General features: G+C 61.7%; 15 protein-coding genes. 6 read left to right on the top strand and 9 right to left on the bottom strand.

The annotated features are described in order from the left end of the window. Positions 1-735, top strand: coding sequence for a WecB/TagA/CpsF family glycosyltransferase (locus FZZ85_RS04910; protein WP_226412784.1), 735 nt, complete (start codon positions 1-3; stop codon positions 733-735). Between the two features lie 4 nt (positions 736-739). On the opposite strand, the gene FZZ85_RS04915 is transcribed toward FZZ85_RS04910, so the two are convergent. Together FZZ85_RS04915 and tgt are read right to left on the bottom strand one after the other, a co-directional pair. Continuing rightward, positions 740-883: a photosystem II reaction center protein K gene (locus tag FZZ85_RS04915; protein WP_025362038.1), complete on the bottom strand. Its 144-nt coding sequence runs from the start codon at positions 881-883 to the stop codon at positions 740-742. 31 nt (positions 884-914) lie between these two features. Continuing rightward, entirely contained in the window at positions 915-2,033 is a 1,119-nt protein-coding gene (tgt, locus tag FZZ85_RS04920) for a tRNA guanosine(34) transglycosylase Tgt (protein ID WP_226412786.1), read from the bottom strand. Positions 2,034-2,149: 116 nt separating this feature from the next. Between tgt and FZZ85_RS04925 the strand changes: the two genes are divergently transcribed. Beyond that, entirely contained in the window at positions 2,150-2,833 is a 684-nt protein-coding gene (locus FZZ85_RS04925; protein ID WP_370631139.1) for an adenosylcobinamide-GDP ribazoletransferase, read from the top strand. Here the strand turns inward: FZZ85_RS04925 and FZZ85_RS04930 are convergent. After that, positions 2,793-3,914: a sensor histidine kinase KdpD gene (locus FZZ85_RS04930; RefSeq protein WP_226412788.1), complete on the bottom strand. Its 1,122-nt coding sequence runs from the start codon at positions 3,912-3,914 to the stop codon at positions 2,793-2,795. The two genes, FZZ85_RS04925 and FZZ85_RS04930, sit on opposite strands and share 41 nt — an antisense overlap. Before the next feature lie 340 nt (positions 3,915-4,254). Between FZZ85_RS04930 and FZZ85_RS04935 the strand changes: the two genes are divergently transcribed. Further along, entirely contained in the window at positions 4,255-4,623 is a 369-nt protein-coding gene (locus tag FZZ85_RS04935; protein WP_186494443.1) for a DUF3155 domain-containing protein, read from the top strand. Here FZZ85_RS04935 and FZZ85_RS04940 read toward each other — a convergent pair whose 3' ends face one another. After that, positions 4,624-5,196: an alpha/beta hydrolase gene (locus FZZ85_RS04940; RefSeq protein WP_226412790.1), complete on the bottom strand. Its 573-nt coding sequence runs from the start codon at positions 5,194-5,196 to the stop codon at positions 4,624-4,626. A gap of 56 nt (positions 5,197-5,252) precedes the next feature. Between FZZ85_RS04940 and purH the strand changes: the two genes are divergently transcribed. Continuing rightward, on the top strand, positions 5,253-6,815 hold the full coding sequence (purH, locus tag FZZ85_RS04945) for a bifunctional phosphoribosylaminoimidazolecarboxamide formyltransferase/IMP cyclohydrolase (protein ID WP_226412792.1): 1,563 nt from the start codon (positions 5,253-5,255) through the stop codon (positions 6,813-6,815). Positions 6,816-6,869: 54 nt separating this feature from the next. After that, positions 6,870-7,328 carry a DUF4079 domain-containing protein gene (locus tag FZZ85_RS04950; protein WP_226412794.1) on the top strand — a complete coding sequence of 153 codons (459 nt, stop codon included), beginning with the start codon at positions 6,870-6,872 and terminating at the stop codon, positions 7,326-7,328. 7 nt (positions 7,329-7,335) lie between these two features. Here FZZ85_RS04950 and FZZ85_RS04955 read toward each other — a convergent pair whose 3' ends face one another. From FZZ85_RS04955 to sfsA, 4 genes are all read right to left on the bottom strand, one after another. Beyond that, positions 7,336-7,944 (bottom strand): DUF1997 domain-containing protein, encoded by a 609-nt coding sequence (locus FZZ85_RS04955; RefSeq protein WP_226412796.1) that lies wholly within the window; start codon positions 7,942-7,944, stop codon positions 7,336-7,338. 61 nt (positions 7,945-8,005) lie between these two features. Next, positions 8,006-9,205, bottom strand: coding sequence for a 4-hydroxy-3-methylbut-2-enyl diphosphate reductase (locus FZZ85_RS04960; RefSeq protein WP_226412798.1), 1,200 nt, complete (start codon positions 9,203-9,205; stop codon positions 8,006-8,008). A gap of 110 nt (positions 9,206-9,315) precedes the next feature. Beyond that, complete coding sequence (locus FZZ85_RS04965; protein ID WP_226412801.1) at positions 9,316-10,788, bottom strand: ammonium transporter; 1,473 nt, start codon at positions 10,786-10,788, stop codon at positions 9,316-9,318. Between the two features lie 102 nt (positions 10,789-10,890). Beyond that, on the bottom strand, positions 10,891-11,655 hold the full coding sequence (gene sfsA / locus FZZ85_RS04970; RefSeq protein WP_226412803.1) for a DNA/RNA nuclease SfsA: 765 nt from the start codon (positions 11,653-11,655) through the stop codon (positions 10,891-10,893). A gap of 68 nt (positions 11,656-11,723) precedes the next feature. On the opposite strand from sfsA, the gene murJ reads away from it, so the two are divergent. After that, positions 11,724-13,331 carry a murein biosynthesis integral membrane protein MurJ gene (gene murJ / locus FZZ85_RS04975; protein WP_226412805.1) on the top strand — a complete coding sequence of 536 codons (1,608 nt, stop codon included), beginning with the start codon at positions 11,724-11,726 and terminating at the stop codon, positions 13,329-13,331. Here the strand turns inward: murJ and FZZ85_RS04980 are convergent. Next, positions 13,318-13,581 carry a cytochrome-c oxidase gene (locus FZZ85_RS04980; protein WP_226412807.1) on the bottom strand — a complete coding sequence of 88 codons (264 nt, stop codon included), beginning with the start codon at positions 13,579-13,581 and terminating at the stop codon, positions 13,318-13,320. The genes murJ and FZZ85_RS04980 overlap by 14 nt on opposite strands. Positions 13,582-13,594: the final 13 nt, after the last annotated feature.

The following is a 13,594-nucleotide window of genomic DNA, read 5'->3' on the forward strand; positions in this document are numbered from 1 at the left end:
ATGGACTCTGTCAGCACCGCTCCCGATGACCGTCGCCGCTGCCAGGTGCTCGGCGTACCGGTGGATGCCTGCCGTGATGTCTGCGCTGCAGCCTTAGGTCTGCATGCCCGGGGTGGCGGACGCATCGTCACCCTGAACGCTGAGATGACGATGTCGGCTCGGGCCGATGCCGCTCTGGGGCAGGCGATCGGAACGGCTGAGCTGGTGATCCCCGATGGAGCGGGAGTGGTTTGGGCCCTGGGCCGTCAGAAGATCCGGGTCGTCAAAACGGCGGGAATTGAGCTGGCCTGGACCTTGCTTGAGTACGCCGCAGTCCATCGATGGCGTGTGGCGTTGGTGGGCGCATCACCTGAGGTGATGGCAACGCTGAGTGCCGTGTTGCCGCAACGCATCCGTGGACTCACCCTGGCGCTTGCGGTGGATGGTTATCAAGCTCCTGAGGCTTGGCCGGGCATTGAGGATCAGCTCAAGGCTTTGAAGCCGGATCTCGTTTTGGTGGCACTGGGGGTTCCGCGGCAGGAAACCTGGTCGGAACGCGTGGCGTCCGGGCAGCCTGGGCTCTGGATGGGTGTTGGAGGCAGTTTTGACGTTTGGGCCGGCGTCAAAAAACGTGCCCCCGGATGGATGTGCCGGATGCAAGTTGAGTGGCTGTTTCGGCTCATTCAGGAGCCGTCACGCTGGCGACGCATGCTGTCGTTACCAGCGTTTGCTCTGAAGGTGATCCGGTTGGGCTAGAGGTTCAGCGGAAGCCCACTGAGGCCTGCCAAACGAAGGCCAGCAGCAGGAAGAAGACCGGGATCAACGGAAGAATGTCGATCAGCGGAGAGAAGGCCTGATAGGCCTCGGGCAGCTGTGCCAGCAGGTCGAGGGTGAAGGCGGCCATCCCTTGCATCAAAAAGGCGTTGGGCTGGACGCTACCACGTGTGATGGGCTGGTGAGTCTGGCTCCCAGGGAGCGAAATCCTCTGAAAAACAGCCGTCGCGAATGGCTTGTGCCATGGCCGAGGTGAAACGCACCAGATGGGTGATGTTGTGAATGCTCAACAAGGTGAGGCCCAGAAGCTCTTCGCTGCGAATCAGGTGATGCAGGTAGGCCCGGGTGTGACCGGTGCAGGCCACACAGGAGCAGCTCGGATCCAGGGGGGTGTGGTCGTGGCGGAAGCGGGCATTGCGCATGTTCCAGCGTTCGCCGCCCACTAGGGCGGTGCCGTGACGGCCGAGTCGGGTGGGCAAGACGCAGTCGAACAGGTCAATGCCGTTAGCTACGGCGATTGCCATCTCGCGCAAGGTGCCGATGCCCATCAGGTACCGCGGTTTTTGCGTGGGGAGCAGGGGTGTGACATCCCGCACGATGCGATGCATCTCTTCCACGGGCTCACCGACGCTGACGCCACCGACGGCGATGCCCGGCAGATCAAAGGAGGCGACGGCAATGGCACTCTCCCGTCGCAGATGCGGGAAACAACCGCCCTGAACAATGCCGAACAGCGCCTGATCCTCACGGGTATGGGCGGTGACGCAGCGCTCGAGCCAGGCATGGGTGCGGCGACAGGCATCGATGACGTCGTTTTCCGTCGCCGGATAGGGCGGGCATTGGTCGAAGGCCATGGCCACATCCGCCCCAAGGGCCATCTGGATTTGGGTGGCATGTTCCGGGGTCATGTCGATAGTGCGTCCATCGCGGGGGTTTCGGAACACCACGCCACGGTCATCGATCTTGTTCAGGTCCCCCAGGCTGAACACCTGAAAGCCGCCGGAGTCGGTGAGCATCGGGCCGTCCCAGCCCATGAACCGGTGCAGGCCTCCGGCCGCTGCCAAGATCTCCTCGCCCGGCTGCAAATGCAGGTGGTAGGTGTTCGAGAGCACCATCTGGGCTCCCGTGCGCCCCAGTTGCTCGGTGCTGATGCCCTTGACGGTGGCCAGGGTCCCCACCGGCATGAAGCGTGGTGTGTGCACCGGCCCATGCGGTGTCTCAAAGGTGCCGCACCGTGCTGATGTGTTGGCGCATTGCGCGTTGATCTCGAAGCCGAACACGACTGATCCGCCTCTGCAATGACCCTACGGTGAGGGCCGATTGCATCCATTGAGCCATTCCCAGGATCGTTCCGCCCTGGCTTTCTGATCTGGCGGGAGCCTGGATCTTCTACACAGTGCTGCCCGCATGGCCCTGGCCTCAGCCCTCTTTTCAGCGCATTGCCCGCTTCGCCCCCTGGATGGGGCTGCTAATTGGTGCGCTGCAGGGGCTGCTCTGGATCGGTTTGTCCAGGCTTGGTTGGCCTTTGGCTGCCTGTGCCCCCTGCGTGGTGGCTTTTGGTATCCAACTCAGTGGCGGGTTGCATTACGACGGCTTAATCGACACGGCAGATGGCCTCGGGGCTCCAGCGGAGCGGCGGCTTGAGGCGATGGAGGACAGCCGGGTGGGCGCCAGTGGCGTGCTGGCTCTTGTGATGGTGCTGCTGTTGCAGGTTGGGGCCTTAATCCAGCTGGGGGGGCAGGCCCCCCTCGGGCTCTGCCTGGCTGGGTTCTGGGCCCGGGTGGCACCGCTCTGGGCCATGGCACGTTTCGACTACCTCCGCGCTGATGGAACCGCTGCGTTTCATCGCGATCACGGCAGGCCGCTCTGGGACGCCTTGCCCGCGTTTTTGGTGGTGGTTGTGTTAATCGGTTGGGTGGGGCCCATGCCCCTTGTCCTGGGTGGTGTTGTGGCGATCCTGGTCGCCCAGAGCCTCGGACGACGCCTTGGGGGGTACACCGGTGACAGTTATGGAGCGGTGCTTGTGCTCACCGAGATGATCACGTTGTTGGGTTTGGCCTTGCTTCTGCCGGCCAGTTGAGGACGAACGCGTTGCCCTGAGTGGGCAGATCAGGAGCGATCGTTGAAGGCTCCACGCAGAGCGTGAGGTTGCGGCCCTGCTGCTCAGCCAGGGAGCGTGCAAGTGCGAGCCCAAGGCCGGTGCCCGCTCGGTCCTGTCCGGTGGACCCCCGCGCTCCCCGTTCGAAAATCAGGTCGCGCTCCTTCAGGGGGATCGGCGGCCCGTCGTCCCAGACGCAGAGCCCTTCGGGCAATAGGCACAGGCCCACGATGCATCCCGCTGGGCTATAGCGGAAGGCATTTTCAAGGAGGTTGGCGACGATCTCTGCGATCGTTCCGTCCTGGGATGGTTGATGAATCCACTGGGGCCACAGGTCCGGACCCCGCCAGGGGCGGCCCTGCAGGCTTGCCGTCGCTTCCGCCCGTTCCAGCAGAGGCTTCAGCATGGTTTGCATGGTTGCCTCACCTTCGGCAGGGCCGGGGGGCAACAAGGTGGGGCCAAGGGGCTCTTGTTGCGGGAGACGTTGCTGCCCGAGGCCATCGAGCACGTCGATGTACTGGCCGAGTTGGCGTTGCTCCGAGAGCATTCCCTCCACAAGTGCGCGGTGGGAGCTGTCTGCTTCAAGCCGCCGCAGCAGCAGTTGGGCATAGGTACGCAGGGCTGCCAGTGGATTGCGCAACTGATGCACGAGGGTGCGCAGTTGATCGTTTTGTTGGCTGAGTTCCTGGCGCAGTTGCAGGCATTCCAGGTCTCGCCCTAGGGCGTGGCTGATGGCGGCAGCACTGCGTCGCATCCGTTGGTCCAGGGTCAGCGTCCAACTCCGTCGCGGATCCAGATCGGCGCGCAGTGCTCCCAGGATCAGGCCGGCATCCTGGAGGGGGTACCAGCGCCGACTCTCATGCGGCAGGCGCAGGTTCGGGTCTGCGTCGGCAGGGGGAAGAGATCGATTATTGGCAGACCATTGCCGGATCAGCAGCAAAGGTGGACCTTGCTGATTGGGAGGCGCACTGACGTACAGCCCCAGATGCTGAATGCCTTCTTCGGCGGTCAGATCAGCCAGCTGTTGATCGGTGAAATCGAAGAATCGATCGGTGAGCTGCATCAGTTCCAGACGATCAATTCAGGTGCTTGGGCAAGCCTGCGCCAGGGGGACTTGAAAAATCTGGGAAAAGTCTTAAGATCCTCATATCGACCGAGACGTTGTTCACCATGAACAGACGTCCGCCAGCTCTCACAAAGGTTGCATTTGCTTGGCAACCAAAGCTACAGCAGAGGTTGCAGTGTCCTCCGTTGGTTCCCGCTTGGGTGTTGGTGTCCTGCCGGTGATTGTGGTGTGTCTGCAATTGCCTTGACGCTTCCCTTGCGTCTGGCGTTTTCGCGCCGACGGCACCTGTTTGTTCTGACGATCCACCCCGTTCTTCCTTTCGTACCGGAGCCCTTTCATGTCCAAGAAGCGCAAGCGCATTAGCCGTCGTCGTCTGGCAGGTCAGCGGGTCCTGGCCCATGTGCCAACCCATCACCTTGAGACCGGTGAGTACAAGCCTGTTACGGCCGCTCGCCGCTACATCGCAGAAGCGGCCATGGTCCCTCCGGCGCTGCTGAACGTGCGCCGCAACGAGCACACCACCGACCGTTTCTTTTGGGGTGAGAAGGGTCTGTTCAGCGCCCAATACGCCGAAGAGAATCACTTCCTCTTCCCTTCATTGCGCACGATTGTTGATTCCATCGGTGAAGACAAGCTCTTTGAAGGCCTCGAGCTTGGTGCTGATGATTGGGAGGAAATGGAGGAGTACGAATACGCCTTCGTTTGATCAGGCGTTCTTCAGAACACGTTCGATAAACAACAGGATCGGCTGCACCGTTTCATCCGGGATGGTGTGGCCGTTTTTGAATGGAAGCGTCTGACAGCGATCGGGCTGCAACTGCGAAGCGATCGCTGGCATGGCCTTGAACGGCACCACAGGATCGTCTGAACCATGCATCAGCAATACAGGGGGGTGTCGCAGGGGTGGAGCCCAGTTCGGGTGCGGATAGCCGCTGCAGCTGATCAGCCCTGCGATGGGCAGGACGCAGCCGCTCTCCAAGGCCATTGCCCCCCCCTGGGAAAAGCCGAACACCACCGTCCGTTCGAGTCCAAGGCCTGAACTGTTCAGGCTCTGAAGTTGAGCCTTGAGGTTCTCAACGGCCGCGGGTACGGCGTCCCACTGGGCCGGGAACAGGCCATACCACTGGCGTCCTCCAGGTTGGTCGGGATGGAGTTCAGGGGCCTCAAGGCACACCACATCAAGGGTTTTTGAGCACTCGCGCGCCAGGCGCTCGCCCAGGGGCTTGAGATCCTCTCCATTGGCTCCCCAGCCGTGGAGCAGTACAAGCCGGCCATCCATAGGGCATCAACATCACTGCTGCGTAGGTTGGCTCACGACCCAGTCACGACCCTTCGATGGCTCCTGTCGCTCTGTTGAGTGTTTCCGATAAGTCCGGGCTGGTGCCCCTGGCGGAGGCCCTACATCGGACCCATGGCTATCAGCTGCTCTCCAGTGGGGGCACGGCCAAGGTGCTCGAGCAGGCCGGTCTTCCAGTGACCCGTGTGTCGGAGCACACCGGGGCTCCAGAAATTCTTGGCGGTCGTGTGAAAACGCTCCATCCAAGGGTGCATGGCGGAATTTTGGCCAAGCGGGGTGAAGCGTCCCACCAAGCCGATCTTGAGCAGCAGAACATTGCCCCCATCGATGTGGTGGTGGTCAACCTTTATCCCTTCCGCGAAACGATTGCTCGGCCTGACGTCACCTGGGATCAGGCGATCGAGAACATCGACATCGGTGGCCCCGCCATGGTGCGGGCGGCCGCCAAAAACCATGCCGATGTGGCTGTGCTTACCAGCCCTGACCAATACGACCGTTTGTTAACCGCCATGGCGGAGTCGGGCGGGAGCGTGCCTTCGGAGCTGCGGCGTCAACTGGCTCTTGAAGCGTTCCAGCACACCGCGTCTTACGACACCGCGATCAGCCGCTGGATGGCCGAGCAAAACGCCGCGGACGACAGCCCCTGGTTGGAGGCGGTGCCATTGAGGCAGACCCTGCGGTACGGCGAAAATCCCCACCAAAAAGCGCGCTGGTTCAGCCATCCCAAACAGGGTTGGGGTGGTGCCATTCAGCTGCAGGGCAAGGAGCTGAGCACCAATAACCTGTTGGATCTCGAGGCGGCCCTCGCCACGGTTCGGGAGTTCGGCTATGGAGTCGACGGCTCTGCACCGGCTTTGCAACCTGCGGCCGTGGTCGTCAAGCACACCAATCCCTGTGGTGTGGCGATCGGAGCTTCGATCCCTGCAGCACTGACGCGGGCCCTGGATGCCGATCGGGTGAGTGCCTTTGGCGGCATCATCGCCATGAATGGTGTGGTGGAAGCAACGGCGGCCCGTGAGCTCACCAGCCTGTTCCTGGAATGTGTCGTTGCACCGGGCTTCACGCCCGAGGCGCGGGAGGTGCTGGCGGCCAAAGCCAATCTGCGCCTGTTGGAGCTGGCTCCGCAGGCCATTGATGCGGCAGGCCCCGATCACGTTCGGAGCATCCTTGGCGGTCTCTTGGTTCAGGATCTTGATGATCAGGTAATCACGCCGGCCGACTGGACCGTGGCCAGCCAGCGGCCGCCAACACTGCAGGAAAAGCTGGACCTCGAATTTGCGTGGCGTCTGGTGCGTCATGTTCGTTCCAACGCCATCGTTGTGGCCAGGGATGGGCAGAGCCTTGGCGTGGGTGCCGGGCAGATGAATCGCGTGGGCTCCGCGCGTATTGCCCTGGAGGCGGCAGGTGAGAAAGCCCAGGGAGCTGTTCTGGCCAGTGATGGCTTTTTCCCGTTTGACGACACGGTGCGTCTGGCTGCCAGCCACGGCATCACCGCCGTGATTCATCCCGGAGGGAGCATGCGCGATGGCGATTCGATCAAGGCCTGCGATGAGCATGGCCTGGCGATGCAGCTCACGGGGCGCCGCCATTTTCTGCACTGACGCTGGTGGGGGCCGCCGGCCCCCTAGCCTCGCGACACTGAAGAGTCCCCTTCAATGCTCGCCACCCTCCCCTTCAGCCTCAATTTCGCTCACCCCCTAGCGGAGTGGGGCCTGCTCGCCGTTGGTGGTTGGGCTCTGTACCTGGGGATCAAGGTCAAGAAAACCCGCACCGGCACCGCAGAACAGCGCAAAGAGCTGGTGCCGAAGAAGTTCGCCCAGCGCCATTACCTCTGGGGCAGCATCCTGCTGGCTGTTATGACCCTCGGCACGCTGGGTGGAATGGCGGTCACCTATCTGAACAATGGCAAGTTGTTCGTCGGTCCTCACCTTTTGGTGGGTCTGGCGATGACAGGAATGATCGCTGTTGCCGCGTCGCTCTCACCCCTGATGCAGCGGGGCAATGTGATCGCGCGTAAGGCTCATGTGGGCCTGAACATGGGCATGCTCACGCTGTTCCTCTGGCAGGCCTTCAGTGGCATGGAGATCGTCAACAAGATCTGGACCAATCGCTGAAGACGCTTCAGAAGGCTGCCCGCTGACGGGGTGGGCAGCTCAGGCCATGAGCGGCATGGAAATCTTCCTGGACCTTCCAGGTCAGCCGTCGCGAAATCTGGCGGACTATCTGCTTGAGCAGATGATCACCACTGCTCTGGACCAACTGATCCGGGAGCATGGTGATCACCTTGGGCAGACGGATCCAAACCTTGAGATCCAGGTCCCATTGCACGGAGGTGTTCTCCGATTCGGGGATGAGATGCATTCCCGCACGGAAGTCGACGTCGTAGTGATGGCGCAGGGCTAGTGACTGTGGCACTGTCCGCATGGTTTCGATCCGGTAAATCCCTTCCTGCTGCGGCAGCAGTCGTAAAGCGATCGTGGGTTCCACTTCGAAGCCAAAGTTGCCGAACCGCCCCAGGGTCAAGCTGTAGGACTGCCGATCGATGGCCTCGACCTGCATCGGGCTGGCGCAACGTTCAAACCAGCTCTGATGGTTATCCAGGTAGCGCGCTACCACCTCTTGGTGCGCCAGCATCTGCATCGAATCCTCGAAGTGGCTGCTGTAGCAGCGCACCTGCGGGTCTGCACCGTGAAGCTGATTGTCGGTTTCAGTGGGCGACAAGACCGTCACGGATGGGGAGCTGCCGGCGAAGGGCGGATTAAAGATGAACCAATGTAAAGCTCTCCGCGGTTCAGTTTTCGCTCAATTGCATCAGTTTTTCGATCACCTCTTCCACCGCCCGATCCGGCGTTGAGGCACCGGAGGTGATTCCCACCCGAACTGGTCCCTCAGGCAGGAAATCGCCTTCACGACAGAGTTCCGCCGCCAGTGGTTTGTGCTCGATCGAATTGCTGCCCACGTCAATGCGCTCGGGCGTGTCGATGTGGAAGGAGCGAATGCCGCGGCTGACAGCAATTTCCTGCAGGTGGGTGGTGTTGGACGAGTTGAAACCACCGATCACCACCATTAAGTCCAGCGGTTCATCCACCAGGGAGAACATGGCGTCCTGACGCTCCTGGGTGGCGTCGCAAATGGTGTTGAAGGCCAGGAAGTGGTCGTTGAGCTGAGTTGGACCGTATTTGCTCAACATCGTGCGTTCGAACAAGCGTCCGATTTCTTCCGTTTCGCTCTTCAGCATCGTGGTCTGGTTGGCCACGCCCAGACGTTCGAGGTCCCGATCGGGATCGAACCCTGGGGAGCACGCTTTGGCAAAGCGTTTGATGAACTCATCACGGTCACCTTTGCCGAGGATGTAATCCGCGACGTACTGGGCTTCCTCCAGATCGAGCACCACCAGATATGTACCGGCAAATGAGCTGGTGGCCAGTGTTTCCTCGTGTTTCACCTTGCCGTGAATGATCGAGCTGAAGGTGTGCTTTTTGTGTTTCTCCACGGTGTTCCACACCTTGGAGACCCAGGGACAGGTCGTATCAACGATGTGGCAGCCCCGTTCATTCAGCAGCTGCATTTCCTGAACGGTGGCACCAAAGGCCGGCAGGATCACCACATCACCGCAGGTGACACCTGAGAAGTCCTTCACCCCCTGTTCGACAGGGATGAACTGCACATCCATCTCCCTGAGGTGATCGTTCACTGAGGGGTTGTGGATGATCTCGTTCGTGATCCAGAGGCGCTCGCTTGGGTAGTGCTTGCGGGTTTCGTATGCCATCGCCACGGCCCGTTCAACACCCCAGCAGAACCCGAAGGCTTCCGCCAGGCGCACGTCGAGCCTGCCGTGTTCCAGTCGGTAGCCGTTGTCCCTGATCGTGCCGATCAGTCCGCTCTGGTAAGCCTGCTCAAGGCTTTCCGCCACTTCCTCGGCGCGCCCGAAGCCTCGCCGGTTGTAGCGCTCGGAATGGTGGAGGGAGCGCTTGAAGGCGTGGGTGTCCATGGAGGGCGCTGGAGTGGGGCAACTCTATGTGGCCTGAGGCGCTTCTTCAGGCAGTAAAAAAGCCCGGCCAACTGGCCGGGCTTGAGATCAGCAACTGAGCCGAAGAGGAATCAGTTGTTGGTGGTGGAGAAACCGGCGTAGGCCTCCATGCCGTGTTCGCCAATGTCCAGACCTTCGGACTCTTCCTGTTCGGTGACGCGGATGCCACCGAAGAGGGAGCCGATGATCTGCCAGGCGATGAAGCAGGTGACCACGGTCCAGATGGCGTAGGCAGCTGCACCCAGGGCTTGGATGCCGAGCTGGTCGATACCTCCGCCGACCAGAAGGCCGAGACCGGAGCCGTCGCCCTGGACGTCGTAGCCCCAAAGACCGATCACGATCGTGCCCCACACGCCGCACACACCGTGTACGGAGAAGGCTCCGACGGGGTCGTCAATGCCTGCGGCATCGAGAGCTGCAACGGAGAAGACGACGATGATGCCGCCGACCACGCCAGCAACCCAGGAACCCGTCAGGGTGAGGTTGCCGCAACCGGCAGTCACGCTCACCAGGCCGGCCAGGATGCCGTTGATGATCATGGTGAGGTCAGGCTTCTTGGATGTGATCGTGGAGATCACCGTGGCGCCGATGGCACCACCGGCTGCGCCGAGGGTGGTGGTGACGGCCACGTAGGGAACCCACTGGTCCATGGCCAGCTGGGAGCCTGGGTTGAAGCCGTACCAGCCGATCCAGAGGATCAGAGCGCCAAGGGTGGCAATGGACATGTTGTGGCCAGGAATGGCCTGAACCTTGCCATCGACGTACTTGCCGATGCGGGGTCCGAGCAACATGGCGCCGACGAGGCCGGCCCAAGCGCCGACGGAGTGCACGATCGAGGAACCAGCAAAGTCGATGAATTCGACACTGCCAACACTGTTGAGCCAGCCACCATTCCATTCCCAGCTGCCAGCAACTGGGTAGATAAAGGCGGTGAGGACCAGGGCGAAAATCACGAATTCGCCGAACTTGATCCGTTCAGCCACAAGACCGGAAACAATCGTGGCTGCTGTTCCGGCGAAGGCCGCCTGGAACAGGAAATCAACGGTGGGAACCAGGCCCGCATCGCTGATGGTCTCAGCGGTGACGGTTGGATCGAAGAAGAAGCCTGCGAAGTACAGCCAGCCGTCGATGACGGAATCGCCGTACATGAAGGAGTAGCCCACGAACCAGTAGGCGGTCACCGCGAGGGCGAACACAAACAGGTTCTTGGCGAGGATATTGACGGCATTTTTTTGCCGGCACATGCCTGCTTCGACCATGGCGAAGCCAGCATTCATAAAGATCACCAATATCGTGGCGACCAAAAGCCAGAGGTTGTTGGCCAGGAAAGCGGCGGAGAGCTCAGGCAGCTCTTCGGCTTTGGCCGACAGCGTGAAGATGCCGAGGCCCATGAGCGCCAGAGGCGCACAGGCGAGCCAGGTCATGGCGCGGTTGGAGCTGAATCCCCGGATGCCCTTCAGGAGCAACATCGGGCCTTCAAGGAGGCTTGCCTCCTGAAGAGTTTTGCGCCGCCTTTGCGGTGGCGCGTGGAATGCAGTTGTCATGAACGAGGGTGCAGAGCTGCGTGACACGCCTAGTTGTAACTAGGCGAACCAGCCCACGCTGCACGTCATTCTCGTCTTTCTATGTTCGATCTGCTACAAAAATCAATCTAGGTCGACTAGGCGTGTCCCCTGCCAGTGCACCGCATTGGCGGTGAAGCTGAAACAACAAGGTAGAACTTCCACGCCGCTCTTGGTGGCCTGGCGAAACAGCTCCCCGTAGCGTGGATCGGCGCTGTCGCCGGGTGCAAAGGCGTTCACATCCGGGCGGCTGAGGCAAGGCACGAGCACCGCCCGCGCGTCCGGAAGCACCCCCATCAGCTCAATCAGATGCTTCTGTCCCCGTTCAGTCACCGTGTCGGGGAACAGGGCCGTGCTGCCGTCGGTCCAGGTGGTGTTCTTCACCTCCAGGTAGATAGGTCGTTGATCGGGGTTCTGCTTGGCCGGCGTCAGCAGGAGGTCGATCCGGCTGCGCTTGTTGGTGCCATAGGCCACCTCAGCGCGGATTCCCGCAATGGCGCCGAGTTGGGCCTCCAGGCATCCCGCTTCGACCGTGGCGCGAATCAGTCGGTTGGGCAGGGCTGTGTTGATGCCAACCCAGCAAGGCTGGCCATCGACGCCTGGCACTTCGGCTTGCTCCCAGGTCCAGGCCAGCTTGCGTTTGGGGGAGGGTGCGTGGCGCAGACGCACCCGTTGGCCAGGGATCAAGACTCCGGTCATCGGGCCGGTGTTGGCGCAGTGGGCGGTGACGGTCTCGCCGCTGCTCAGCTCCACATCGGCCAGGAAGCGTTTGTAGCGCTTCAGCAGCACGCCCTCCGTCAGGGGTTCAAAGCGCAGCAGGGCATCGCCTGGAGAGGGAAGGCCAGTCATGGCAGCAGCCGAGATTGACCCATGGTCTCGTGTGGTGCCTCCACAATGCGCCCAATGCTGGGGGCCGAATGGCGCGTTCACTTAAGGGGATCGCACTGGTGGTGACCCTCGGCACTCTGCTGAGCAAGGTAGGTGGCCTGATTCGGCAGCTGGTGATTGCAGCGGCCTTTGGGGTGGGCGCGGCCTATGACGCCTACAACTACGCCTATGTGCTGCCTGGATTTCTGCTGATCCTGCTCGGGGGGATCAATGGCCCTTTCCACAGCGCCATGGTGAGTGTGCTGAGCCGGCGCCCCCGGGCCGAAGGAGCCCATATCCTTGCCGCGCTCAACACCAGCGTCAGCGCAGTGTTGCTGCTGGTCACCATCGTTTTGGTGCTGGCGGCGGATCCCCTGATCACCTTGGTGGGCCCTGGCCTCGCCCCCGAGCTGCACGCCATCGCTCGTGCTCAGCTGCAGGTGATGGCACCGATGGCGCTGCTCGCCGGGCTGATTGGGCTGGGCTTTGGATCCCTCAACGCCGCTAACGAATTCTGGATTCCGGCGATTTCCCCGCTGATGTCCAGCGGTGCCTTGATCGTTGGGGTGGGACTGCTCTGGTGGCAGCTTGGCGCTGACATCGCCCTGCCGTCCGCGGCCATGACCGGGGGTGTGGTGCTGGCCTTGGCCACGTTGGTTGGGGCCATGCTCCAGTGGTTGATCCAGCTGCCAGCGTTGATCCGTCAGGGGTTGGCCCGTTTTCAACTGGTCTGGGACTGGCGGCATCCGGGGGTGCGTGAGGTCTGGCGTGTGATGGGGCCGGCGACGCTGTCCTCCGGGATGCTTCAGATCAATGTGTTCACGGATCTGTTTTTCGCCTCCGGCATCGTCGGTGCGGCGGCGGGTCTGGGGTACGCCAATTTGCTGGTGCAAACGCCCCTGGGATTGATCTCGAATGCACTGCTGGTGCCCTTGCTGCCCACCTTCGCCAGGCTCACCGCGCCGTCGGATCGTCCGCAGCTGATCGATCGGATCCGTCAGGGGCTGATGCTTTCTGCGGCATCGATGATTCCTCTGGGGGGGCTGTTCATTGCTTTGGGTGCCCCCATCGTCGCCCTGGTGTACGAGCGTGGTGCCTTCGATGCGTCCGCCGCCCAGTTGGTGACGGGCTTGCTGATGGCCTACGGCCTGGGCATGCCTGCCTATCTCGGCCGGGATGTGCTGGTGCGTGTCTTCTACGCCCTCGGAGATGGAACGACGCCCTTTCGTCTCTCGTTGGCGGGGATTGGTCTGAACGTGGTTTTTGATTGGCTGCTGGTGGGTGGCCCGACACCTTGGGGGAATCAGTCGCCATTCAATTTCGGTGCACCTGGGCTGGTGCTCGCCACGGTTGCCATAAACCTGTTCACCTGCCTTGCCCTGTTGTTGGTTCTGCAGCAACGGATTTCAGGGCTGCCACTGCGCCGCTGGGGGATGGACCTGCTGCGGCTTGCCATCGCCGGTGTGCTGGCAGCGGGAGGCGCGGGAATCCTGGTGACCGTCGTGCCCTGGTCCGAGGGGCTGGGGGGCCTGTTGTTTCAGGTGTCTGCCCCTGGTCTGCTGGGTTTGGCGCTGTTCGCCTTGGTCGGTGCACAACTCCAGGTACCAGAGGTGCGTGAGATCACGCAGTTGGTTTTGGGCCGATTCAGGGCTCGCTGATACGAACATCTCGCTCTTCACGAACTTGGATGGGCAGTTCCAGCTGCTCGCGACCGACGAGTTGCGGGCCTTGAACTGACACAATTCGGGCCTCGATGCCGAACTCTTTAAAAGCGGTTTCCAGTTCCTGAATCAGGGCCTTTTCAACTTGAGCCTCTGCGTCCACAACCCGTCCGATTAGCCGTTCACCCAGCCTGCCGATGCGTTGGCGAACCACATCTCTCGAGTTGGTGACTTCAATGATCAGCACACCAACCGCGGCG

It is taken from the genome of Synechococcus sp. MU1642 (genome assembly GCF_020514115.1).
In the GTDB taxonomy this organism is placed as follows: Bacteria; Cyanobacteriota; Cyanobacteriia; order PCC-6307; family Cyanobiaceae; genus Parasynechococcus.